This is a genomic window from Pseudomonas sp. MN1F, assembly GCF_009391885.1.
Lineage (GTDB): Bacteria > Pseudomonadota > Gammaproteobacteria > Pseudomonadales > Pseudomonadaceae > Aquipseudomonas.
Genome location: NZ_VZII01000050.1, coordinates 1 through 22,042 on the forward strand (window position 1 = coordinate 1; position 22,042 = coordinate 22,042).

23 protein-coding genes and 1 pseudogene are annotated in these 22,042 nt (G+C 63.0%); 9 read left to right on the forward strand and 15 right to left on the reverse strand.

The window, feature by feature from the left end:
* Positions 1–111: 111 nt before the first annotated feature.
* The 4 genes and pseudogenes from F6X59_RS23350 to F6X59_RS23365 form a co-directional block, all read right to left on the reverse strand.
* A complete protein-coding gene (locus tag F6X59_RS23350) occupies positions 112–465 on the reverse strand; it encodes a CPCC family cysteine-rich protein (protein ID WP_152958364.1) in 354 nt (117 codons plus the stop codon).
* Positions 466–1,269: 804 nt separating this feature from the next.
* Positions 1,270–1,551: pseudogene (imm45, locus tag F6X59_RS23355) on the reverse strand (Imm45 family immunity protein); the annotation flags it as partial.
* Positions 1,552–1,843: 292 nt separating this feature from the next.
* On the reverse strand, positions 1,844–2,230 hold the full coding sequence (locus F6X59_RS23360; protein ID WP_152958366.1) for a cupin domain-containing protein: 387 nt from the start codon (positions 2,228–2,230) through the stop codon (positions 1,844–1,846).
* Positions 2,231–2,302: 72 nt separating this feature from the next.
* Entirely contained in the window at positions 2,303–3,127 is an 825-nt protein-coding gene (locus F6X59_RS23365) for an AraC family transcriptional regulator (RefSeq protein WP_152958367.1), read from the reverse strand.
* A gap of 186 nt (positions 3,128–3,313) precedes the next feature.
* Here F6X59_RS23365 and F6X59_RS23370 point away from each other — a divergent pair, with 186 nt between their 5' ends.
* A complete protein-coding gene (locus F6X59_RS23370) occupies positions 3,314–4,039 on the forward strand; it encodes a tellurite resistance TerB family protein (protein ID WP_152958370.1) in 726 nt (241 codons plus the stop codon).
* 63 nt (positions 4,040–4,102) lie between these two features.
* Here the strand turns inward: F6X59_RS23370 and F6X59_RS23375 are convergent, their stop codons facing one another.
* The 4 genes from F6X59_RS23375 to F6X59_RS23390 all read right to left on the reverse strand — a co-directional run bounded on the left by F6X59_RS23375 (position 4,103) and on the right by F6X59_RS23390 (position 6,986).
* Positions 4,103–4,615: a ProQ/FinO family protein gene (locus tag F6X59_RS23375; RefSeq protein ID WP_152958372.1), complete on the reverse strand. Its 513-nt coding sequence runs from the start codon at positions 4,613–4,615 to the stop codon at positions 4,103–4,105.
* Between the two features lie 121 nt (positions 4,616–4,736).
* Positions 4,737–5,087, reverse strand: coding sequence for a hydroxyisourate hydrolase (locus F6X59_RS23380; protein WP_152958374.1), 351 nt, complete (start codon positions 5,085–5,087; stop codon positions 4,737–4,739).
* Complete coding sequence (locus F6X59_RS23385; protein ID WP_152958376.1) at positions 5,084–5,587, reverse strand: nucleoside deaminase; 504 nt, start codon at positions 5,585–5,587, stop codon at positions 5,084–5,086. The genes F6X59_RS23380 and F6X59_RS23385 overlap by 4 nt, the downstream gene beginning before the upstream one ends.
* A 61-nt stretch (positions 5,588–5,648) precedes the next feature.
* The gene (locus F6X59_RS23390) at positions 5,649–6,986 is read right to left on the reverse strand and encodes a nucleobase:cation symporter-2 family protein (protein WP_152958378.1); all 1,338 of its coding nucleotides are present in this window, start codon (positions 6,984–6,986) and stop codon (positions 5,649–5,651) included.
* 181 nt (positions 6,987–7,167) lie between these two features.
* On the opposite strand from F6X59_RS23390, the gene F6X59_RS23395 reads away from it, so the two are divergent.
* On the forward strand, positions 7,168–8,082 hold the full coding sequence (locus F6X59_RS23395; protein WP_152958379.1) for a LysR family transcriptional regulator: 915 nt from the start codon (positions 7,168–7,170) through the stop codon (positions 8,080–8,082).
* Positions 8,083–8,092: 10 nt separating this feature from the next.
* Here F6X59_RS23395 and F6X59_RS23400 read toward each other — a convergent pair whose 3' ends face one another.
* The 3 genes from F6X59_RS23400 to F6X59_RS23410 all read right to left on the reverse strand — a co-directional run bounded on the left by F6X59_RS23400 (position 8,093) and on the right by F6X59_RS23410 (position 12,186).
* Positions 8,093–9,478 (reverse strand): MFS transporter, encoded by a 1,386-nt coding sequence (locus F6X59_RS23400; protein ID WP_372240500.1) that lies wholly within the window; start codon positions 9,476–9,478, stop codon positions 8,093–8,095.
* Positions 9,479–9,556: 78 nt separating this feature from the next.
* Positions 9,557–11,140 (reverse strand): aldehyde dehydrogenase (NADP(+)), encoded by a 1,584-nt coding sequence (locus tag F6X59_RS23405; RefSeq protein WP_152958382.1) that lies wholly within the window; start codon positions 11,138–11,140, stop codon positions 9,557–9,559.
* A 98-nt stretch (positions 11,141–11,238) separates the two neighbouring features.
* A complete protein-coding gene (locus tag F6X59_RS23410) occupies positions 11,239–12,186 on the reverse strand; it encodes a LysR family transcriptional regulator (RefSeq protein ID WP_152958383.1) in 948 nt (315 codons plus the stop codon).
* Between the two features lie 116 nt (positions 12,187–12,302).
* Between F6X59_RS23410 and F6X59_RS23415 the strand changes: the two genes are divergently transcribed.
* The 3 genes from F6X59_RS23415 to glsB all read left to right on the forward strand — a co-directional run bounded on the left by F6X59_RS23415 (position 12,303) and on the right by glsB (position 16,320).
* Positions 12,303–13,484 (forward strand): fumarylacetoacetate hydrolase family protein, encoded by a 1,182-nt coding sequence (locus tag F6X59_RS23415; RefSeq protein WP_152958384.1) that lies wholly within the window; start codon positions 12,303–12,305, stop codon positions 13,482–13,484.
* A 19-nt stretch (positions 13,485–13,503) separates the two neighbouring features.
* A complete protein-coding gene (locus tag F6X59_RS23420) occupies positions 13,504–15,291 on the forward strand; it encodes an IlvD/Edd family dehydratase (protein ID WP_152958385.1) in 1,788 nt (595 codons plus the stop codon).
* A gap of 120 nt (positions 15,292–15,411) precedes the next feature.
* Positions 15,412–16,320, forward strand: a complete 909-nt coding sequence (gene glsB / locus F6X59_RS23425; RefSeq protein WP_103446817.1) for a glutaminase B — start codon at positions 15,412–15,414, stop codon at positions 16,318–16,320.
* Between the two features lie 14 nt (positions 16,321–16,334).
* Here glsB and F6X59_RS23430 read toward each other — a convergent pair whose 3' ends face one another.
* On the reverse strand, positions 16,335–17,459 hold the full coding sequence (locus F6X59_RS23430; RefSeq protein WP_152958386.1) for a sensor histidine kinase: 1,125 nt from the start codon (positions 17,457–17,459) through the stop codon (positions 16,335–16,337).
* 161 nt (positions 17,460–17,620) lie between these two features.
* Entirely contained in the window at positions 17,621–18,520 is a 900-nt protein-coding gene (locus F6X59_RS23435; RefSeq protein WP_152958387.1) for a homocysteine S-methyltransferase family protein, read from the reverse strand.
* Between the two features lie 103 nt (positions 18,521–18,623).
* Here F6X59_RS23435 and F6X59_RS23440 point away from each other — a divergent pair, with 103 nt between their 5' ends.
* A complete protein-coding gene (locus tag F6X59_RS23440; RefSeq protein WP_152958388.1) occupies positions 18,624–19,445 on the forward strand; it encodes an ABC transporter substrate-binding protein in 822 nt (273 codons plus the stop codon).
* The gene (locus F6X59_RS23445; RefSeq protein WP_152958389.1) at positions 19,442–20,263 is read left to right on the forward strand and encodes an amino acid ABC transporter permease; all 822 of its coding nucleotides are present in this window, start codon (positions 19,442–19,444) and stop codon (positions 20,261–20,263) included. The genes F6X59_RS23440 and F6X59_RS23445 overlap by 4 nt, the downstream gene beginning before the upstream one ends.
* A gap of 66 nt (positions 20,264–20,329) precedes the next feature.
* Here F6X59_RS23445 and F6X59_RS23450 read toward each other — a convergent pair whose 3' ends face one another.
* Positions 20,330–20,836 (reverse strand): GNAT family N-acetyltransferase, encoded by a 507-nt coding sequence (locus tag F6X59_RS23450; protein WP_152958390.1) that lies wholly within the window; start codon positions 20,834–20,836, stop codon positions 20,330–20,332.
* A gap of 38 nt (positions 20,837–20,874) precedes the next feature.
* Entirely contained in the window at positions 20,875–21,075 is a 201-nt protein-coding gene (locus F6X59_RS23455) for a DUF1737 domain-containing protein (protein ID WP_152958391.1), read from the reverse strand.
* Positions 21,076–21,488: 413 nt separating this feature from the next.
* On the opposite strand from F6X59_RS23455, the gene F6X59_RS23460 reads away from it, so the two are divergent.
* Together F6X59_RS23460 and F6X59_RS23465 are read left to right on the forward strand one after the other, a co-directional pair.
* On the forward strand, positions 21,489–21,731 hold the full coding sequence (locus tag F6X59_RS23460) for a hypothetical protein (RefSeq protein WP_152958392.1): 243 nt from the start codon (positions 21,489–21,491) through the stop codon (positions 21,729–21,731).
* 103 nt (positions 21,732–21,834) lie between these two features.
* Positions 21,835–22,042, forward strand: a 208-nt coding sequence (locus tag F6X59_RS23465) for a DUF3077 domain-containing protein (protein ID WP_152958393.1), incomplete at its 3' end; no start/stop codon positions are given.

The following is a 22,042-nucleotide window of genomic DNA, read 5'->3' on the forward strand; positions in this document are numbered from 1 at the left end:
TCTCGCGTGCTGATTCCACAGGCAGTCAGCTCGACTCTGAATTTTCGATGTATTTACTGCGTTTTCACACAGCCTGGATCCAAAGCGGACTTTTTACGCCAATTCACGCTGCTAGGTCCGCAGCCAATAGTAGAGGTCGTACTTCGATTGCATATGTTGAGAATGTTGGTTGCCGGACTCGGCATCTGGGATATCAACTCGGCGAGCCCAGAGAGGGAACCACTCGCCATCCCGCACATCGCCATGGCTAGCCACTCGCACATTCTTCGACATGCCTCGCTCGCAGGCACCGAATTGGAAGAAGTTCACCTGCGCCTCAATCAAACTACATCTATTCGGGCCACCTTTCTGGTGAGGGTAGTAGAGTTGGAAGACGTCATCCTCCCAGAAACAAATTGGGCAGATTTCGTATGACCCTGGGGGGGCCTCGAAGACTCCATATCCGCAGCATGGGCAGGTAAACATCAAATCTCACTTATCGATGGCCGTATATTTTTGCTCGATTTTAGCCACATGCCAAACGACTGCAATGGGGCGACAGCGGTCTCTCATCAATTCCAGAAACCAGTGTCCAAGGGGGATGCATCCAACACAGGTTTACGCGTTTAGCGATGTCAGGCGTGCTCACGTCGGAAGATGCTTACATCGCTGGCGGTTGCTATGACCAAGGTCAGTCCTGAGTACGAGAAACCGAAGGCTCTCAACTCGCTCTCTATGGCCAATTTATGAAAGTTCGATGGGCGGTTGTAACGTGCGCCGTACAACCAGGAACCTGGTTCAACCAATAGCAGATGATGATCGGGCCAATCCAGACAGACGGTTTCGGTGACCCACCCATCTACAGTACCTGATGCGAGGCCACCACCACTCATACCGGACATGCGAATTGACTTGTCCGAAAGCGGACCTATGCCTTGGCACTCCAGATAGCGGTCAGTTCTCGGCTCTTCCGAATAATCCCTCGCAATCTTCTCCCCGCGCACGCAATCAATGACACCTCGGCCAGAGCTGGAAACTATGAGGAGATGTTCAGACTCACGACTGAAGCCGACTTCCATCAAGCCCGCAACGGCAAATGTAGTCGTACGTATCCACGGAGAGGGGACCACCACAGACCGCTCCCGGATAGCCGTGCGCAATGAGTCGAGGTGAGTTGTCTGCATGAATCGAATTCCCAAAACGGAGGGTTGCCACTGACACCTCGGTACGTACTTCGGTTGCAGTCAAGCCATGACGGGGACGACACCAACCACTCAATGGCTCGGATAGTCAATCAAACAACCCGGCGTGTGAGCCGGGCTCATAGCCATCAATCACAAGGACCTTCGAGATTTCACAGTCCGGATAGATCCACCTGCCCCAGTTTGCCACAACCCACTCCCTGCTGAGACCCAGGCATCCTGCATGGCTCTCCGCAGGCAGCATTATCAGCGGTAGGCCGGCTTTGTACCCAGTGGTAACCATCAGCCCAAAGCGACGATCCTCCTCCAGTGTTTCAAAAACCATGAAATCCACAACCTCTTCATACGGGTATAAACCCTTGGCTCCGAATACGGTTCCGCGAGCTCACCACAATGTTGGCCAGAAGCAAAAAGCTTCCTCGAACAGGCCTGATACATAGATGCAACCGGGTTCCGATGTTCAAAAGCAGCTAGTCAGTGTGGGCGAGTCCATACATAGGAGCGGATTTATCCGCGATGCACCGCGCGGGCGGCGCTCGATCTCATAGGCGCTGAGTATTTCACGGCGAACACATCCGAGCACCGCGCAAAACCCAAGGCATGCACCGTCAGGTCGTGAGCTACCGCTATCGCGACAAAGCGCACATCGATACAACGTCAACTCAGATCCAGACGTCATTCACCGCCGTTCGATCCCCTCCTTCATGACCGGTGTTCAAAACGCCTCGTGGCTCGATCATCATCAGTGTCGTTTCCGCCTGTGCCGCTGTCCTGTGCGCTACCCCCCGTGGCACGACATACAGCTCACCCGGCTGCACATACACGCAGCCCTCTGGCAGATCGATACGCAAGGTGCCTTCAAGCACCAGAAACGCTTCGTCGGTCTCGGGGTGCGAGTGCCAGATGAACTCCCCTTCTATGCGCACGACCTTGAATTGGTAGTCGTTCATTTCCGCGACCACCCTTGGGCTCCACTGATGCTCGATCAGTGCAGCCTTGTGAGCCAAGTTCACAGGTTGCGATGGGTGTTGCGGGTGTAAGTCGGTCATGACAGATCCTCTGCTGTTAGAGCGATCAGCCTATCGAACGCAAAGCACGCGTCTCTTGTACGATCCTGCAAGTCAGCGGGCAGGCCGCAAGCGTTCCAGCCAGCGCAGCGGCGGCACGCCGTAGGTGCGAGTGAAGTGTCGGGTCATGTGACTCTGGTCGTGGAAGCCTGCAGCGAGGGCGGCATCGACCAGGGTGAAGCCATCTAGGATCAGCCGGCGAAAACAGTCCAGCCGCCGTAGCGTGACAAAACGGTATGGGCTGGTGCCGTAAAGCGCCCGGAAGTCCCGAGACAAGCTCCATTGCTCACGCCCGCTGGCCTGTTCGAGCATTTCCAGTGTGATGCCGTGCTGAAGGTGCTCCATGATGAACGCCCTGGCACGCTCGGCCGAGCGGTAGTCCAGGCGTTTGCGGCCACGTGGCTTGCCGCCGACGGCACGCAGCGCCATTGCCAGGTCATAGACGGCGTCCTGCTCCTCCAGTGTTTCCAGCGGATGATCCAATGCCTGCACGAAGGCCTCGCTGGCGCGATAGAGGCGCGGGTCGCTGGACAGTCCGCCGGCAATGAAAGGCAACGGTTCGCCGCCGAGCACGTTCTGGATCAGCGAAGGGTCGATGTAGGCCATCCGGTAGCGAAAGCCGATATCCGTGCCGGCCATGCCGTCATGGACTTCGTCCGGGTGCAGCACCAGTGTGTTGCCCGGCACGCCGTGGCACAGCGCCCCCTTGTAGTGAAAGCTCTGCACGCCGGCAAGGGTTCGGCCTATCGAGTAGGTATCGTGCCGATGTGGGTCGTAGCCATGGCCGCCAAACCACGCCTCGATGCGCTCCACGCTGCCGGGCGTGGCGCTGCGTATGACCCAGTCAGACGCGGATGACAGGTTTGCTTTTCGTTCCATGGATAGGCTTGCTGCCATTGCGCAATGTGGGTTGAGGGGGTCCATCCTATTGCAGATTTGCGTGGGCTCCCAATCCATTTCCGCTCGATGCCCGCCAGGGTCCGTCAGCCAGACGGTCATGGCGCATCACCTTCAGAGGACTATCGTTGCTTGTCTGGGCAACGACTACCGATCGAGGTTAGCGCCATGAACACCAGTGACTTACTCGAACAGCTACTTCGGGCCGGGCAGAATTCACAAGCGCAACAAGGCAGCGGCGGCATGGCTTCGCAAGACGGCCTGGGCGGTTTGGGTGGTTTGCTGGGTGGCCTGCTTGGCGGCGGTAGCGCAACGGGCGGCGGCAATGGCCTGGGTGGTCTGCTGGGCGGCTTGTTGGGTGGCAGTAGTGGCAGCAGCGCTGGCGGCGCTTCCCAGGGGCGCGCCGCAGGTGGCATCAATTACGCAGCCCTGGCGTCATTGGGCATGATGGCGTTCCAGGCCTACCAAAGCTGGCAGCGCAACCAGGCGGCAGCCCCGCAACAGGCGGTGCGTACGGTCGATCAACTGTCCGGCCCCGAGGCCGAGGATCACAGCCATGCAATCTTGCGCGCACTGATTGCTGCTGCCAAAGCTGACGGGCGCATCGATGAGCAGGAAGAACAGTTGATCTACGCGCAAATCAAACGTCAGACCAGCGACCCGCAACTGCAGCAATGGCTGGATGAAGAAGTCAGCAAGCCACTCGACGCAGCCGAGGTGGCGCAGTCAGCGAAAGACCCGGCCATGGCCGCGGAAATGTACCTGGCCAGCGTGATGCTGGTGGATGACCAGCAGGACGCTGAGCGGGCTTACCTTGATGAATTGGCCAGCGCGCTGCAGATTGACCCGGCGTTGCAGGTGCACCTGGAGCAGCAGGCCAAGGGGGCAGCCTGACGGGCAGACGCCCAGGCCCCAACGCCATCAGACTCGATGGCGCAGGGCCGAGCGCGACTGGGCTCAGTCCGCAGGCTGTTCCACTGCGGTTTCGGCGACCGGGGCCGGTGCCGCCGCTTTTGCCTTCGCACGGTCCTTGCGGCCTTTGCCACGCTGCCGCGAAGCCTGCTGCTTGGCATACAGCGCCTGGCCGGCGGTGACAACGCCTGCGGGCTGGCCATTCAAGTCCAGGCGCGGCGCACCTTCCACCATGCTTGCCCAGTAGCGGTTGCCCCGGCACCAGGTCGAAATGCCCAGTTTGAGCTGTTCAACGGTGATGCCGAGCAGCTCCAGGTGTTGCTCGGCATCCTTGAAGATGCCCTCTTTGAGCGGCACCTTGGGGGCCGGGTTGACCGGGAAGGCCAACGGGAAATGCTTCTGCAGTGGCCAGATGGCTTCCACCGCCGGGTCCTGCTCACGCGCCTTGGCCTGCGGGGCGGGCTTGCGCTTGGCAGGGCGCGGGGTTTCGGCCTTTGCCTGCTGCTCTTTTTCAGACCGCAGGCGGTCACGTAACTCAGCTAGTTGTTCAAAACCCATCGTTAATTCACTGCTTCTACGTTGATTGCGTGGCGCAAGGATAAGCCATGCAGCGCTTGGTAGCAGCAGAAAGAGGATGAATCGCTGCTGATTTAGTCATCAGGCATGCCTACACGCCCGTTCAAGCGCCACCGCGAAAGCAACTGACGCCCCAGGCGGTGATCTTGAATGGCAAGTGATAGTGCGCCTGCGCATCGCCGATACCGAAGCGGTACACCAGTTCATCCAGAAAGGGTATTTCAGGCAGCTGCGTACCTGTCTCACGATAAAACCGGGCCACCTGCAAACGCACTTCATAGACGCCCACCCCGAATAGCGCGTTCAATTCAGCCAGCCCCGCCCATTGGCCGCGCGCATCGATGATGCCCTGCGCGATCGGCGCGCCGCCCGCTAACCCGATGCTCAGGCGCAGCCCTTGCGCGGCAAGCCCGCTGGCAATGTCGACAACATGCACCGAGACGCCACCGTTCATGCCCAGAAGCCCTGGTGAGCAACCGCGGCCTCTTCCTCAAGCACCGGGCCATGCACCTGCACGGTGCGCTGACCGCGGGCAAACACCTCGCGGCACGGCAGCGAAAAGGTGGGGTTTTCCGGGTGCGCACCGGTCAGCCCGAGCAGGGCGTGCTCCGACAACGCATAGACCACCCGGCCAATCCCGGTCCAGTACACCGCGCCAGCGCACATGCAGCAGGGCTCGGCGCTGGTGTACAGGGTGCAGCCGGCCAGTTGTTCCGGTGTCAGGCGCTTGGCGGCGCGGGCCGCCGCGACCAGCTCGGCATGCTGGGTGGGGTCGCCCTCCGGGGGCATGGAGTTGTTGCCGGCGCTGGCGATGATCTGCCCTTGCGCATCGGCCACGAGGGCAGCGAATGGGTGGCGGCCGTCCTTGCGCGATTGCTCGGACAGGCGGATCGACTCGCGCAGCAGGGCCAGGTCCAACTCGGACAAGTCGGCGCCGGGGCGGGTGAACGTCATGGCTGTTACTCCTTGAACGGCAGTTGAAAGCGCGCCAGCTGGCGCGCAGGAAAATGCAGGCTCACTGGGCCAGGGGGGTATCGATAGCGTCCTGGCTGCTGGGTTCGGCTTCACGGTTGAGCAGCAGGTTGAGCAGGATGGCGCTGACGGCGGCAAGGAAGATCCCGCTTTCCAGCACCAGCTTCAGCGGGCCGCTGACATGCTCGAACAGCGCCGGCATCGACATCGGCAACACCCCGATGCTGACCGACACCGCCACCACCAGGCCGTTGCGGGTGCCCTCGAAGCGCACGCGGGCCAGTTCCTGGATGCCCGCCACCGTGGTCATGCCGAACATCACGATGGCGCAGCCACCGAGTACAGGCGTGGGCACACTGGCGATCAGCGCGCCCAGTTTGGGGAACAGCCCCATCAACACCATGATGGCGCCCGCTGCGGCGACCACGAAGCGGCTCTTGACGCCGGAAAGCGCGATCAGGCCGGTGTTTTGCGTAAACGCGTTGTAAGGAAAGCTGTTGAACAGGCCCCCCAGCAGGGTCGACAGGCCATCGGCGCGGAACGCGTTGCCCAGGGTGCGCTGGTCGGTGGGCTTGCCGGTCAGCTTGCCAATGGCCAGGCAGTTGCCGGTGGTCTCGGCCATGATCACCAGCATCGCCAGCAGCATGATCAGCACCGGGGTGAAGGCGAACTGCGGCACGCCGAACGCCATCGGCGCGCTGAGCTCGAACCACGCGGCATCGGCTACCCGGCTGAAGTCGGTCATGCCAAAGGCCGCGGCCACCACGCTGCCGGCAATCAGCCCCAGGAGCACGCTGAGGTTGCCGATAAAGCCACGAAACCGTGCGTGGATCACCAGCGTCAGGGCCACCGTGGCCACGCCCAGCATCAGGTTGGCCGGTTTGCCGAAGTCCGCAGTACCTGGCTGCCCTCCCCCCAGCCAGATGGCCGCAGCCGGCATCAGCGAAATGCCGATGACGGTGATCAGGCTGCCGATCACCACTGGCGGGAAGAACCGCAGCAAACGGCTGAACAGCGGCGCGATGGCAATGGTGAGCGCACCGGCCGCGATCACCGCACCGAACACGTGAGGTAGCCCGAACGCCTTGCCGATCATGATCATCGGCGCCAAGGCAATGAACGAGCAGCCCTGGATCAACGGCAAGCGTGCGCCGAAACGCCATAGCCCGAGGGTTTGCAGCAAGGTGGCGACGCCCGAGGTGAGCAGGTTGGCATTGATCAACGTCACCACCTGGGCCTGGGTCAGCCCCAGCGCGCTGCCCAGAATCAGTGGCACGGCAACGGCACCGGCGTACATCACCAGCACATGCTGCAGGCCGAAGGTGAACAGCTGCCGCGCAGGCAGTACTTCGTCCACGGGATGGATAACAGGTTGGCTCATGTCGTGAATCTCCTGAAGTGCGGCTCTTTTTATTGTTGAAGGCGCCCGGAGTGACATGCAGCGCAGGGACGCGTGGCAGCTGTCGCCGATGTCGAAGTGAAGATTCCTGTGAAAACACCGATGGAGCAAATGATTAACCATCGTTACTATCGATGGATCGAGCCGTGAACAGGATCAGGTGATGCGCTTTTCACTGGAGCAGTTGCAAGTGTTCGTCAGCGCTGTGCAGGCTGGCTCGTTTTCGGCCGCAGCGCGGCGACTGGGGCGCACCCAGTCGACGGTCAGCGCGGCCATCAGCAACCTGGAAACCGACCTGGGCGTGCAACTGTTCGACCGCTCCAGCCGCATCCCGGCATTGACCGCCGCAGGCCATAAACTGCTGCTGCGCGCCGAGGGCATCCTTGAGCGCTGCTATGCCCTGGAGGGCAGCGCCGACAGCCTGGCCGGCCAGGTGGAAGCCGCGCTGACCCTGGCGATCGAGGTGCCTTATGGGCCGCTGATACCGCCGTTCAAGGGCTTTGACGCGGCGTTTCCTTTTGTTGACCTGCTGATCCGCCACCCGCTGCACGGCGATGTCAGCGAGATGATCCTGACCGGCGAGGCGGACCTGGGGGTGAGCTTCGCCCAGCCCCACTACCCGCCGGAGCTGGCCTTCCAGCAGCTGGGCAAGCTGATCATGACCCACGTCTGCCACCCCGGGTTCGCCCTGGCGCGGCAGAGCCCGGTGAGCTTTGCCGACCTCAACGCCCATCGGCGGCTGGCCTTCTTCGCCCATGCCGACAAGCTGCCTAGCAGCGAATACCTGCGGGCCGGGCAGCTGTGGCGGGCGGAGAGTTACCTGGCGTTGGTGGAGATGGTGCGCGGCGGGCTTGGCTGGGCGACCCTGCCGCGCCAACTGGTGCAGCAAGAGCTGGACAGCGGGCAGCTGGTGGAGCTGCAACTGGAGGCCTACCCCCACACCGACTGGCTGGTGGGGGTAGACCTGTTGTGGCATCGCAAGCGCCAGCCTGGGCCGGCGGCGCGCTACCTGCGCGAGTGCCTGCAGCGCAGCAAGGTGTTCGAGCTGGACCGCATGGGCAGGTCCACCACCTTGTGAGGGGCGCCGCTTACGCCGCTTCCAGTTCGAGCTGCTGGCGCGGCGCAGCGCCGGAACGCTTGAGCATGGCGGCGGGGATCGCCAGGATCAGCAAGCCGCTGACGAACAGGCACAGGCCCAGCACATAGGTGCCATTGTTGATGTCGCCGGTCAGGGTCTCCGCCATCGCCGTGATCATCGAGCCGGTGAAGCCCGACAGGTTGCCGATGGCATTGATCATGCCGATCCCCGCCGCCGCCGCGACACCCGACAACACCGTGCCCGGCAGCGTCCAGTAGATCGGCATCAGGCTCAGCACACCCGAGGCCGCCACCGTCAGAAACAGGATCGACAACGTCACGTCATGGGCGAACGCAGCGCTGAGGATCAGGCCGCAGCCACCGATGAACGCGGGAATCGCGGCATGCCAGCGACGCTCGCCGGTGCGGTTGGAGTGGCGAGCGTTGAGGAACATGGCAATGATCGCCACGCTGTAGGGAATGGCGGTCAGCAAGCCGATCTGCAGGGTGCTGGTCACGCCCGCGCTCTTGATGATCGACGGCATCCAGAAGGCCAGGCCATAGAAGCCAGTGTTGAAGGTCAGCAGGATCAGCACCAGCAACCACACCCGCGGGTTGAAGAACACCTCGCTCAAGCGCGAGACCTTGCCGTGCGCTTCCTGTTGCAGGTTGGCCTTGAGCAGTTGCTTCTGCGCCTCCGTCAGCCAGGCGGCCTTGTCGATGTTGTCGCACAGGCAGGTGAACACCACCACGGCCATGATCACCGAAGGCACGCCCTCGATCAGCAGCATCCACTGCCAGCCCGCCATTTCATGCCAGCCATCCAGGCGGGTCATCAGCCAGCCCGACAGCACGCCACCCAGGGTGAGGCTGACCGGCATCGCCATCAGAAAGCCCGACATCACCCGGCTCTGCCGATGGGTCGGGAACCAGTAGTTGAGGTAGAGGATCACGCCGGGGAAGAACCCGGCCTCGCAGATGCCCAGCAAGAAGCGCAGCACATAGAACATGGTGCTGGACTCGATGTGGAAGAACCCGGCCAACGGCTGGGTGAACGCCACCGCCATCGAGATGATTGCCCAGCTCAGCATGATCCGTGCGATCCAGAAGCGTGCGCCATAGCGATGCAGCAGCAGGTTGCTGGGCACTTCGAACAGGAAGTAGCCCCAGAAGAACACGCTGGCGCCAAGGGCATAGACGGTGTTGCTGAACTGCAGGTCGTCGAGCATGCTCAGCTTGGCAAAGCCGATATTGACCCGGTCAAGGTAGGCGGCGATGTAACACAGCAGCAGGATCGGCAGGATACGCAGGATGACCTTGCGGTAGGTGCGGTCTTCGAACGCCTGATCGTGGGTGGGGGCGACAGAGTGATGAGCCATGGCCAAGCCTCTTGGCATGTCGTGCATGCCTGATTGTTGTTATTGGAAGCCCACCGGGTGCATGCGCAGCCGGCGGGTGACTATCAGCAGCGGTAATCAGCGAATCGGGTCACGGCTGGGCTGGCCATCGACCAGGCGCAGCAGCCCCAGCGGGTTGGCGTCGCGCAGCGCCTCGGGCAGCAACGCATCGGGGAAGTTCTGGTAGCACACCGGGCGCAGGAAACGGTCGATCGCCAGGCTGCCGACCGAGGTGCCACGGCTGTCGGAGGTGGCCGGGAACGGGCCGCCATGGACCATGGCGTCACACACCTCGACACCGGTCGGGTAGCCGTTGACCAGCACGCGGCCGGCCTTCTGCTCCAGCAACGCCACCAGTGGCGCAGCGTGCGCAAGGTCGCCTGGCTCGCCGATCAGCGTGGCGGTCAGTTGCCCGCCCAGCGCCTGTAGCGCAGCCAGCAACTGGGCCTGGTCGGCAAGCTCGACCACCACAGTGGCCGGGCCGAAGATTTCCTCCTGCAGCAGCGCTTCGCCAGCCAGCAGCAACTGCGCATCAGCCTGGAACAGCTGCGGCCAGGCCTGGTTGCCCTGTTGCTCGGCGCCGGCCAGCAGGCGCACGCCGGCCTGCGCCTTGAGCGTGGCCACGCCGTGGGCATAGCTGGCCAGGGTGCCGGCATTGAGCATGGTCTGCGGCGGCTGCTCGGCCATCTGCGCAGTGAGGTGCTCGACAAAGGCGCTGAAGGCTGGCGAACGCACCCCCAGCACCAGGCCCGGGTTGGTACAGAATTGCCCACAGCCCAGCACCACCGAAGCCGCCAGTTCGCGGGCCACGGCCTCGCCGCGCTCGGCCAGCGCCCCGGGCAGCACCAGCACCGGGTTGATGCTGCTCATTTCGGCGAACACCGGGATCGGCTGCGGCCGCGCCGCCGCCATGTCGCACAGGGCACGGCCACCCTTGAGCGAACCGGTGAAGCCCACGGCCTGGATGGCCGGGTGCTTGACCAGCGCCTCGCCGACCCGGCCACCGTAGATCATGTTGAAGACCCCGGCCGGCATCGCACAACGCTCGGCGGCGGCGACGATGGCCTCGGCCACCCACTGCGCCGTGGCCATGTGGCCGCTGTGGGCCTTGAACACCACCGGGCAGCCGGCGGCCAGCGCCGCGGCAGTGTCGCCACCGGCCGTGGAAAACGCCAAGGGGAAGTTGCTGGCACCGAACACCGCGACCGGCCCCAGCCCCATGCGGCACTGGCGGATGTCCAGGCGCGGCAGCGGGGTACGCTGAGGCTGCGCACGGTCGATGCGCGCGCCGACAAAATCACCGCGGCGCAACACCGTGGCGAACAACCTCAGCTGGCCGCTGGTACGCGCCCGTTCGCCGTGGATACGGGCTGGCGGCAAGGCTGTTTCCTGGCATACGGTAGCAATGAAGTCTTCACCCAAGGCATCGAGTGCATCGGCGATTGCGTCGAGAAACTCGGCGCGGCGGGCGGCGGGCAAGGCCCGGTACACAGGATAGGCAGCGGCAGCGGCCTGGGCTGCGGCATCGACTTCCTCGTCGCTGGCTTGGTAGAACGCGCCTGGCAGTGGCTGCCCGCTGCGCGCATCGACACTGTACAAGGCCGCCTGACCGGTGGCGCGGCGAACCCCGCCGATGAATTGCTGGCCTGCGTGGGGCGTCATGGATGATTCCTCGGCATTGCGAAAGACATGGGGGGCTAATCTAGGCGGCTCTGCGATGCTTTCCCAATGGCATTTATCGATCATCCGATAACGCCGCGTTATCGCTCCCCTTCCCCTCGGCCCGCGTGGGCCAGCAGGATTTCAGCGAACTCCAGCGCCGCCCCGCTCAACGGCTCGCCTTTGCGGGTGAGGATGCCGTAGTCCTGCGGCGCCAGGTGCAGCGGGGTGTCGAGGTTGACCAGCACCCCACTTGCCAGGTGCGGCTCGACCATCGCCTGGGGCAACATGCCGATCATCGGCCCGCCCAGCAGCACCTTGAGGAAGGTCTGCATGGAGATGGTATCGATGGTGTTGCGCGGCACGGCAACGCCAGCCTCGGCGAAGGCCCGCTCCATGCGCCCGCGAATGGGCGTGCCCTTGGGGTAGAGAATCCATGGCCACTCCAGCAACTGCGGCAAGGTCACCGGCCCGGCAGCGCTGAGCGGGTGCTGATCGTTGACCACAAAGCAGAACGGTTCCGGCGCCAGCGGCTGGAAGTCGAAGCGCTGGTGCTGGGACACGTCGGTGAAGCGCGCCACGGCCAGGTGCAGGTGCTTGTCTTCGAGCATGGCCATCAGGTGGTCGCTGGTCTGCTCCACCACCTCGATCGCCAGCAGCGGCTTGCGCTGCTTGATCGCGACGATGGCATCGGGCAACGCCACGGCGGTGGCGGCGAAAATGCCGCCCACCTTCAACTGCCCGTGCCCGCCCTGGCGCAGGCTGTCGATCTGGTCGACGAAGTTGCGCGCATCGTTCAAGGCCACCTGGGCATAGCGCAGCACCTGCTCGCCAAGCGCCGTGGGCGGCATGCTGCGCGGCAGGCGTTCGAACAGGGCAAAACCGAGCAGGTGCTCGATTTCCTTGAGCATCTTGCTGATCGCCGGCTGGGTCAGGTTCATCTGCTGCGCCGCGACGTGCATGTTGTGGGTGCGCCCGAGGGTCTCGATCAGCAACAGATGGCGGAACTTGAGCCAGTTGCAAACGTGGGAAAAGGAAAGGTCCGACATGCAAGCCCCTGTCGCTGCGATAACCGCTTGTTATTGAATAGTGAGATTAAGCCATTGGAGTTTATCGCGCCGCTTGCCTAGCGTGCAGCTCTCACGTTCCGAGAGATTGCGATGCCATGCCGATGACCCTCACTCCCGCCAACACCTTGCCTGCGGACGGCCTGACCGGCACCCTGATCGGCCGCGCCTGGGCCCCCGGCGAGCCCGGCGGCCCCTCGCCGATCACCTTGCGCGCCGACGGGGTGTTCGACCTGTCCGAACGCTTCGCCACCCTCAGCCAGCTGCTGGAAAGCGAAGATCCGTTGCACGCCGTGCGCAGCACCCCGGGCCGCTTCCTGGGCAGCCTGGAAGCGTTGCTGGCCAACAGCGGTGAAGCGTTCGACGCCAACCAGCCCTACCTGCTCGCACCGGTTGACCTGCAGGTAATCAAGGCCGCAGGCGTGACCTTCGCCGCCAGCATGATCGAGCGGGTCATCGAAGAGCAGGCAGCCGGTGATGCCAGCAAGGCCGAGGCGGTGCGCGCCACCGTGCACTCGGTAATTGGTAACAACCTGCGCGCAGTGCGCCCCGGCTCACCACAGGCCATGGCCCTGAAGGCGTTGCTGATCGAACAAGGCATGTGGTCGCAATACCTGGAAGTGGGCATCGGGCCGGATGCCGAAGTCTTCACCAAGGCCCCGGTGCTGGCCGCCGTCGGCAGCGGCAGTGCGATCGGCGTGCACCCCGGCTCGGCATGGAACAACCCCGAGCCCGAGGTGGTGCTGGCGGTCGACAGCCGCGGGCGCATCCACGGCGCCACCCTGGGCAACGACGTCAACCTGCGCGACTTCGAAGGCCGCAGCGCGCTGTTGCTGAGCAAGGCCAAGGACAACAACGCCTCGTGCGCCGTCGGCCCGTTCATCCGCCTGTTCGACGACACCTTCGACCTGGACGCGGTGCGCCACTGCGTGGTCGACCTGGAGGTCCAGGGTGAGGACGGCTACCGCCTGGTCGGCAGCAGCTCGATGGACCAGATCAGCCGCGACCCTGAAGACCTGGTGCGCCAGACCCTCAACGCCAACCATCAATACCCCGACGGCTTCCTGCTGTTCCTTGGTACGCTGTTTGCCCCCATCGAGGACCGTGACCAGCCGGGCGCCGGGTTCACCCACAAACTGGGTGACCGGGTACGCATCGCCAGCCCCCTGCTCGGCCAGTTGCACAACCAGGTCACCACCAGCGACCAGGCAACGCCATGGACCTTTGGCCTTGGCGCGATGATGCGCAACCTGGCCGCCCGCGGCCTGCTGCATCGCTAAAACAACAAGAGAGCATGACATGACCGATACCGCGAAACGCCCGCTGCGCAGCCAGCAATGGTTCGACGACCCGAGCCACGCCGACATGACCGCGCTGTACGTCGAGCGCTACATGAACTACGGCCTGACCCGCGACGAACTGCAGTCGGGCCGGCCGATCATCGGCATTGCCCAGACCGGCAGCGACCTCACCCCCTGCAACCGCCACCACATCGAACTGGCCCAGCGGGTCAAGGCCGGCATCCGCGATGCCGGGGGCATTCCCATGGAATTCCCGGTGCACCCGATCGCCGAGCAGAGCCGCCGCCCCACTGCCGCCCTGGACCGCAACCTGGCCTACCTGGGCCTGGTGGAAATCCTCCACGGCTACCCGCTGGACGGCGTGGTACTGACCACCGGCTGTGACAAGACCACCCCCGCCTGCCTGATGGCCGCCGCCACCACCGACCTGCCGGCCATCGTGCTGTCGGGCGGGCCGATGCTCGACGGCCATCACAAAGGCCAGCTGATTGGCTCGGGCACGGTGCTGTGGCATGCCCGCAACCTGATGGCTGCGGGTGAAATCGACTACGAAGGCTTCATGGAAATGACCACGGCCGCCTCGCCGTCGGTGGGCCACTGCAATACCATGGGCACGGCGCTGTCGATGAACGCCCTGGCCGAAGCCCTGGGCATGTCGCTGCCGGGCTGCGCCAGCATCCCCGCGCCCTACCGCGAACGTGGGCAGATGGCCTATGCGACCGGCAGGCGCATCTGCGAACTGGTGCTGCAGGACGTGCGCCCGTCCGCGATCATGACCCGCGAAGCCTTCGAAAACGCCATTGCCGTGGCCTCGGCACTGGGCGCCTCAAGCAACTGCCCGCCGCACCTGATCGCCATCGCCCGGCACATGGGCATCGAGCTGTCGCTGGACGACTGGCAGCGCATCGGCGAAGACGTGCCCCTGCTGGTCAACTGCATGCCAGCCGGCAAGTACCTGGGCGAAGGCTTCCACCGCGCCGGCGGCGTGCCTGCAGTGATGCATGAACTGCGCAAGGCCGGGCGCCTGCACGAGGCCTGCGCCACGGTCAGCGGCAAGACCATCGGCGAGGTGGTCAGCGATACGGTCACCAGCAACCGCGAGGTGATCCTGCCGTTCGACGCACCGCTCAAGCACAGTGCAGGGTTCATCGTGCTCAGCGGCAACTTCTTCGACAGCGCGATCATGAAGATGTCGGTGGTCGGCGAGGCCTTCCGCAAGACCTACCTGGCCGAGCCCGGCAAGGAGAACAGCTTCGAGGCCCGCGCCATCGTGTTCGAGGGCCCGGAGGACTACCACGCGCGCATCGACGACCCGTCGCTGGACATCGACGAGCGTTGCATCCTGGTGATCCGCGGCGCCGGTACCGTGGGTTACCCAGGCAGCGCCGAAGTGGTCAACATGGCGCCCCCGGCCGCCCTGATCAAGCAAGGCATCGACTCGCTGCCCTGCCTGGGCGATGGCCGCCAGAGCGGCACCTCGGCCAGCCCGTCGATCCTCAACATGTCGCCGGAAGCGGCGGTCGGCGGCGGCCTGGCGCTGTTGCAGACCAACGACTGGCTGCGCGTGGACCTCAACCAGCGCCGCGTCGACCTGCTGGTGGACGATGAGGAAGTGGCCCGCCGCCGCGCCGCCTGGAAGCCGAATATCCCGGCTTCGCAGACGCCCTGGCAGGAACTCTACCGCCAGCTCGTGGGGCAGTTGTCCACCGGTGGCTGCCTGGAGCCGGCGACCCTGCACATGCGCGTGATCGCCCGGGAAGGCGGGATGCCGCGGCATTCGCACTAAGAGGGTTGCCGGAGGGGCCACTGCGACATTTCATTTGCGGGTGTGTGATTTCTCTTGTTCAGTCTGCGTCACAAGCGCAACCCCCTCGCTGTCGTCCGGGGACTGATAACAAGGCCTTCCATGCAAACGCTGTTGAACGAGATTCTCGACGAAGTGCGCCCCTTGATCGGCAAGGGCAAAGTGGCTGACTACATCCCAGCGCTGGCCGACGTGCCAGCCAATCAGCTGGGCATTGCCGTCTATGGCAACGATGGCAGCCACTACTGCGCAGGCGACGCCCTGGTACCGTTTTCGGTGCAGAGTATTTCCAAGGTGTTCAGCCTGGTCCAGGCGATTGGCCACTCCGGTGAAGCCATCTGGGAGCGCCTGGGCCATGAGCCCTCCGGCCAGCCGTTCAACTCGCTGGTGCAGCTGGAGTTCGAGCGTGGGCGGCCGCGCAATCCGTTCATCAACGCCGGCGCGCTGGTGATCTGCGATATCAACCAGTCGCGCTTTGCCGCGCCCACCTTGTCGATGCGCGACTTTGTCCGCCGGTTGTCGGCCAACCCCCACATTGCGATCGATGCCCGCGTCGCCGATTCGGAATACCAGTTTCGCGCGCGCAACGCCGCCATGGCTTACCTGATGCAGTCGTTCGGCAACTTCCATAACGAAGTCGAGACGGTGCTGCGCAGCTACTTCAGTTATTGCGCGTTGCAAATGAGCTGCCTGGACCTGGCGCGAGCCTTCTGCTTCCTGGCCAACGACGGCTTCTGCAAGCACAGCGGTGAGCAGATCCTCAGCCGGCGCCAGACCCAGCAGGTGAACTCGATCATGGCCACCAGCGGGCTGTACGACGAGGCCGGCAATTTTGCCTACCGGGTCGGGTTGCCCGGCAAGAGCGGTGTGGGTGGCGGGATCGTGGCAATCGTGCCGGGGCAATTTACCGTGTGCGTGTGGTCGCCGGAGCTGAACGCGGCGGGCAACTCCCTGGCAGGGATGGCGGCGCTGGAGCTGCTCAGTTCACGGATCGGCTGGTCGGTGTTCTGATCAGGTAAGGGGCGTTAAACGGTAGACAGGATGACCTCGAATGTCGTCCCCTGCTCCGCTGTTGACGCGACCTCAATCCTGCCACCATGGCTGGCGACAATCTCGGCCGCGATGAACAGGCCCAGCCCAAGCCCGGCAGCTGAGCCCCTTTCGCCCTCCGCATAGCTGGAATACCTGCCTTCCGGCTTGAACAGATAAGGCATCACTTCTTCGGGAATTGGCGCCCCCGAGTTGTGTACGCTGACACGGGGAACACCGGCTTCATGGGCCAGGGAGACATGGATTGGAAGCGTCGCATCGCCATGGCGCAGGGCATTGCCAATCAGATTGGAAAACACCTGGGCCATCCGTTCTGGGTCAAACTGGCCAGTAATTGACGCGGCCTCCTTCAACACGATGCTCGCCTCAGGGGACGCCGCGCGCAGTTCGTCGATGACTGAACGACAGATCGCATTCAGTTCCACCTGCTGCGGGTGCACCGGAATGCCCGTACCCAGATTGCAGCGCGCCAGATCCAACAGGTCGTTGACCATGTTGTTGGCCCGGCGAGCACTGTTGCAAACCTGGGACGCAAGCAGCTTCACCTTCTCACCTGAATCATCCTGGTGCAGGATCAGGTCGCCCGCCATGAGCACCGCGCCCAAGGGCGAGCGCAGGTCATGGCCAAGTACGGCCAATACCATTTTTCGGGTTGATTCCACAGCGGCGCCGTAGGCTGCAACGGACTCGACCAGCGCCTGGTCTACCGCCTCGTTGAACCGGATCATGTCCTGAACGTGATGCGCATCGCGCAGGGTTTCTTGTGCCAGCCATAGAGAAAGAACACTGGAGCGCAACGCCCGGTATTCAGCGACCATCTGATCCATGGAAAACCCAGCAATCAAGCGAGTGACGGCATGGGACTGGGCTGCCGTGTCACTGGACTGCTGAGGGCCCCTGCCTTGCGCTTTCTCGGCCTGTTGATAAGGGGTTTGAGCAGTGCGCATGTCGGCGGCAACGGAACGCAGAATCTTCTCGGAATGGTTTCTGAGACCGGTTGAATCCTGCGTGGGCAAATCTGTCTCGACCGAACGTGCAAAATCTTCCCAAGCCTGGAGAATGCTCTCCATATCGCTCTCGATGAAGTCGTACAGTCTCATTGCGGCCCTCGTCCCATCTCCCACCAGACGTCAAACCAGACTAGACCAATGCGTGAAACGGGCAAAGAAACCGCTTGCACACTTTGCCTGTGCTTTGGAAACGACTTGTTATAAACCGAATCCTGTTGGCACGCGTGCCTGAAAGTCGCCAGCGTGGGCGGTCAAACCAGGCCGTGTTTGATCTCGGCGATGTGCTCCGGGCCGATGCCACAGCAGCCGCCAATCAGGCTCGCCCCACGCGCACGCCAGTCGCGGGCCCACACCAGGTAGCCCGGCGGGTCGAGGTCTTCACGCAGCTCATCCAGGCCATCGTTGGCGGTGGCTTCCTTCGGTTGCGGCGGGAAGGCATTGGCGTAGGCGCCGATGGCGATACCCGCCTGGCGGGCTTCGATCACCGAGCGCGCCACATCCAGCGCCGCACCGATGACTTCAGGCTGGCTGCAGTTGAACAGCACCGCCGCAACGCCCAGGCCTGCCACCGCTTCGATGGCATCGGCCACCGGCTCGCCGGAACGCAGGCGCGGCACGGCGTCGACGTCTTCGTCCTGCAAGGTGAACGACACCCAGAACGGCTTGCCGTCCGCTGGCAGATGGCTGTGAATGGCCCGCACCTCGGCGATGGCGCTTTGGGTCTCTGCCAACCACAGGTCCACATGCGGCGCCAGCCCCTGCAACAGCGGCGTCAGCACCTCGGCCACCCGCTCCGGCTGGAACAGGTCTGGCCGGTAGGAACCGAACAGCGGCGGCAACGACCCTGCCACCTGCACCGGCTGTGCACTGGCATCGGCCGCCCGACGTGCCAGCTGGCCCGCCACCGTGGCCAATTGCAGGCCCTCCTTGGCAAACCGCTCCTCGCCGATATGGAACGGCACCACCGCATAGCTGTTGCTGGTGATCACCTGCGCACCGGCGGCAATGAACGCCGCATGCACACCGACTACCGCCTCGGGGGCCTCACTCAGGGCCAGCGCCGACCATTCGGGCTGCCGGAACGGCGCACCGCTGCGCTGCAATTCCCGCCCCATGCCACCGTCCAGTACCACCACCGCTCGCTGTGTCATATAACGTCTCTAAAGGTGCTTATGAATAAAATTCATTATGTACGATCTATTTATAACTATTTAATACCTACTGTCCCGTTTTGCCAACTTTTCAGGTGTTTACATGCGCATCCCTGCCCTGCTCGGCGCGAGCCTCCTGTTGCTCGCCACCGCTACCCAAACCTTTGCCGGCACCACCCTTGAGCGTGTCGAGACGAACAAGGAACTGGTAAACGTGCTGATGGAAAGCTACCCACCGTTCTCGTTCCTCAACGCGCAAAACCAGCTCGACGGCTTTGATGTGGACGTGGCCAAGGCAGTGGCGCAGAAGCTCGGCGTCAAGCTGCGCCTGGAAACCCCGTCGTGGGACGTGATCGCCGCTGGCCGCTGGAGCGGGCGCTACGACATCTGCATCTGCTCGATGACCCCGAGCAAGGCCCGCGCCGAAGTGTTCGCCTTCCCGGTGGAGTACTACGCCTCGCCCGCCGTCATCGTGGTCAACGCCAAGGATGAGCGCATCCACACCGCCAAGGACCTGGACGGGCGCAAGGTCGGCCTGACCGCCGCCTCCAGCTACGAGAGCTACCTGAACAAGAACCTGGTGATCGAAGGCGCCGAAGACCGCCACATCGACTACCCGTTCGAGGCCGTGCAGATCGCCCCTTACGACACCGACAACGTCGCCTTCCAGGACCTGGGCCTGGGTGCTGGCGTGCGCCTGGACGCCATCCTCACCAACCTGGTGACCGCCAAGCCGCGCCTGGACCAGGACAACCGCTTCAAGCTGGCCGGCGCCCCGCTGTATGAAGAGCCAAACTCGGTGGCCATCGAAAAAGGCGACCCGGAGTGGGATGCCAAGGTGCGCCAGGTGTTCGCCGAGCTGAAGGCTGACGGCACGCTGGCGCAGATCTCGCAGAAATGGATTGGCGCCGACATCAGCAAATGAGCACCTTCCCCCCTGCCCCCAAACCCGTGGCCCGCGCCACGGTTGCCGGCTTGTTCGGCTTTCGCACCCGGCTGTACCTGACCTGGCTGGCGCTGTTCGCCCTGTTTGTGGCGTTTTTCCTCAGCTTCGATTTGAAGTTCGCGATCATCCTGGAGAAGTTCCCCAACCTCGCCGGCTTCAAGCTCGGGCCCAACGGCTTTTTGCAGGGCGCGGCCCTGACCCTGTTCCTGTGCCTGTGCTCGATGGTGGTGTCGGTGGCGTTCGGCTTTGCCGCGGCGCTTGCGCGGCTGTCGAACAGCGCGGTGCTGGTGGGCATCGCCAGCTTCTACACCTCGTTCTTCCGCGGCACCCCGCTGCTGATCCAGATACTGCTCATCTACCTCGGGCTACCGCAGCTAGGCCTGGTACCCGGCGCCATCAGCGCCGGCATCATCGCGTTGTCGTTGAACTACGGTGCGTACCTGAGCGAGATCTTCCGCGCCGGCATCCTCGGCGTCGCCCGCGGCCAGCGCGAAGCGGCGCTGGCGCTGGGCATGCGGCCGGTGCAGATCTTCTGCAGCATCGTGCTGCCCCAGGCGATGCGGGTGATCATTCCGCCTACGGCCAACCAGTTCATCTCGATGCTCAAGGACTCGTCGCTGATCTCGGTGATGGGGGTTTGGGAGGTGATGTTCCTGGCGCAGTCGTATGGGCGCTCAAGCTACCGATACCTGGAGATGCTGACCACGGCGGCGGTGATCTACTGGGTGTTGTCGATCCTGCTGGAGCTGGTGCAGGCACGGCTTGAGCGACACTTCGGCAAGGCCTACCGGCGCTAACCTGCCCGCCCCCGCTCCCCCTGTAGGAGCGGATTTATCCGCGATGGGCCGCAAAGCGGCCCCAGCTCACCCACTGGGCTCCGTCTCTTCCTGCTTGAAAATACGGAATCCACGCGCCTGATAGTTACTCAGCGCGGCAGGATGGTCGAATGTGCAGGTATGTACCCAAACCCGCTCTGTACCGTGCCACGCCCAAGCGGTCTGAATAGCGTGACTCAACAGCGCTCCGCCGAAACCACACCCCAGGAATTGAGGTGCCAGCCCGAAGTAGCGAATTTCGCTGTTACGCCCATCCGGGCGATAAAGCTCGTAATAGCCCGCTATCGCACCCCGGTGATAGGCAACCCAGGTACGGTGGCAATCCTGCTCGACGAGTGCCTGCCAGTCAGACAGCGTCCAGACATCAAGATCGCCCCACTCCCAAGGCGTGCCAACCAGCTGGTAGAGAAACCGATTAAGTTCCGGCTGAGGCACTTCACATTCGATGATCTGGAGGTCGTGAGGCTGGGGCTTTGCCTGCAGCTCGGATGCCGAGGCCATTTCCAGGTAATACGTGGTGCAAGACTGTTCCATTTGACGACCCCTACTGCTTCCCGATAACCATCAACCATTTATGAAGACGAAGCTAAGTGGGCACCTGGCCAAGTCACAGCCTGCGCTACGATCACGTCCTTTCCATTGAACGTGAGTGCAGGCCCGCCATGGAGTTGATAGCCCAGCTTCAAGGCATCACTGACCCTGTGGCAAAAGGAGGCATCGTCGGGGCCGGTCAGCACCCGGTAAATCGGTAATCCATCCGGTGGTTGAGTCATTTGATCGGTCCTTGCGGTAGTAGGTGTGTATTTCGAGAGTACTGTTAACTATCGGGGCATGGCTACGGGCCTGATCATTTTTGGGACAGTCTTCGATACATGCTGTTACGTCTAACGGCTAAAGAAATCAGATTTAGCCCCTTTCTTGTAGGACCCTTCCCAAAGATACTGTCGACGCCTGTTTTCCGTTGCGGTTGTTATTTCTGAGTTTTAGGCTCGGTGGGTCGTTGCACATCAACGACCGGCTTTGACAGGCCGCGACGATATACAGCGCACAGCCGTTCATGGCGGTTGTGTATGGGGCACGCTCGCGTGCGCCGGTTTCTGTGTTCGCCGGTCTGTCAACCCATGCACAGCTGCCACCACTCCGTTTGACAGCGGACTGGCGGTGGCCCCATCGAGAACACAGTCCAATGTTAAAAATAGTTCCAGACCCGCCCCACAATCTCCACTCCCTCGAAGACACGCTGATGATGGCGGCTGACTACGCACTTTGCGCGGAAGTTGTTGCCCAGCAGGCGATGTTGATGCAGCCCAAGTCACCCGTGTCGTTGTTGATCATGACGTCAATGCACGAGCTGGAAACCCTGCGCAAATTGCTCGAATCAGCGCTGGTTCAAATCCAGACACCAGCCGATCCGCAGACGCTGCATTAACTCGCATCATGATCCTGCCTGGTCTGACGCTTTCGTCTTCGGGTCCCCAGCTTGCGAGCGATTGGGCCAGCCCAGGCAGCTACAACTTCAGGGAGATCAACCAATGGCCACCGAAGAAACCAAATTCACAGTCGGCAAAACCACCTTCTACCAAGGTGATAACCAGACCCATCCCCTCTTCCGCATCGAACCCGGTATCCCTTGCCAAAGCGCCCGCGAACAGGCCTCTGAACTGATGGGCTACGTCCGCGACCTGACCATCGACGGCCTGATGGAAGACAAACCCCAGCTGCTCTGGGCCTCGCACTACC

Bases quoted from the DNA above. Each gene is read 5' to 3' on its own strand.
- F6X59_RS23350 (WP_152958364.1), bottom strand. From the start codon at position 465: ATGTTTACCTGCCCATGCTGCGGATATGGAGTCTTCGAGGCCCCCCCA.
- F6X59_RS23360 (WP_152958366.1), bottom strand. From the start codon at position 2,230: ATGACCGACTTACACCCGCAACACCCATCGCAACCTGTGAACTTGGCT.
- F6X59_RS23365 (WP_152958367.1), bottom strand. From the start codon at position 3,127: ATGGAACGAAAAGCAAACCTGTCATCCGCGTCTGACTGGGTCATACGC.
- F6X59_RS23370 (WP_152958370.1), top strand. From the start codon at position 3,314: ATGAACACCAGTGACTTACTCGAACAGCTACTTCGGGCCGGGCAGAAT.
- F6X59_RS23375 (WP_152958372.1), bottom strand. From the start codon at position 4,615: ATGGGTTTTGAACAACTAGCTGAGTTACGTGACCGCCTGCGGTCTGAA.
- F6X59_RS23380 (WP_152958374.1), bottom strand. From the start codon at position 5,087: ATGAACGGTGGCGTCTCGGTGCATGTTGTCGACATTGCCAGCGGGCTT.
- F6X59_RS23385 (WP_152958376.1), bottom strand. From the start codon at position 5,587: ATGACGTTCACCCGCCCCGGCGCCGACTTGTCCGAGTTGGACCTGGCC.
- F6X59_RS23390 (WP_152958378.1), bottom strand. From the start codon at position 6,986: ATGAGCCAACCTGTTATCCATCCCGTGGACGAAGTACTGCCTGCGCGG.
- F6X59_RS23395 (WP_152958379.1), top strand. From the start codon at position 7,168: ATGCGCTTTTCACTGGAGCAGTTGCAAGTGTTCGTCAGCGCTGTGCAG.
- F6X59_RS23400 (WP_372240500.1), bottom strand. From the start codon at position 9,478: ATGCCAAGAGGCTTGGCCATGGCTCATCACTCTGTCGCCCCCACCCAC.
- F6X59_RS23405 (WP_152958382.1), bottom strand. From the start codon at position 11,140: ATGACGCCCCACGCAGGCCAGCAATTCATCGGCGGGGTTCGCCGCGCC.
- F6X59_RS23410 (WP_152958383.1), bottom strand. From the start codon at position 12,186: ATGTCGGACCTTTCCTTTTCCCACGTTTGCAACTGGCTCAAGTTCCGC.
- F6X59_RS23415 (WP_152958384.1), top strand. From the start codon at position 12,303: ATGCCGATGACCCTCACTCCCGCCAACACCTTGCCTGCGGACGGCCTG.
- F6X59_RS23420 (WP_152958385.1), top strand. From the start codon at position 13,504: ATGACCGATACCGCGAAACGCCCGCTGCGCAGCCAGCAATGGTTCGAC.
- glsB (WP_103446817.1), top strand. From the start codon at position 15,412: ATGCAAACGCTGTTGAACGAGATTCTCGACGAAGTGCGCCCCTTGATC.
- F6X59_RS23430 (WP_152958386.1), bottom strand. From the start codon at position 17,459: ATGAGACTGTACGACTTCATCGAGAGCGATATGGAGAGCATTCTCCAG.
- F6X59_RS23435 (WP_152958387.1), bottom strand. From the start codon at position 18,520: ATGACACAGCGAGCGGTGGTGGTACTGGACGGTGGCATGGGGCGGGAA.
- F6X59_RS23440 (WP_152958388.1), top strand. From the start codon at position 18,624: ATGCGCATCCCTGCCCTGCTCGGCGCGAGCCTCCTGTTGCTCGCCACC.
- F6X59_RS23445 (WP_152958389.1), top strand. From the start codon at position 19,442: ATGAGCACCTTCCCCCCTGCCCCCAAACCCGTGGCCCGCGCCACGGTT.
- F6X59_RS23450 (WP_152958390.1), bottom strand. From the start codon at position 20,836: ATGGAACAGTCTTGCACCACGTATTACCTGGAAATGGCCTCGGCATCC.
- F6X59_RS23455 (WP_152958391.1), bottom strand. From the start codon at position 21,075: ATGACTCAACCACCGGATGGATTACCGATTTACCGGGTGCTGACCGGC.
- F6X59_RS23460 (WP_152958392.1), top strand. From the start codon at position 21,489: ATGTTAAAAATAGTTCCAGACCCGCCCCACAATCTCCACTCCCTCGAA.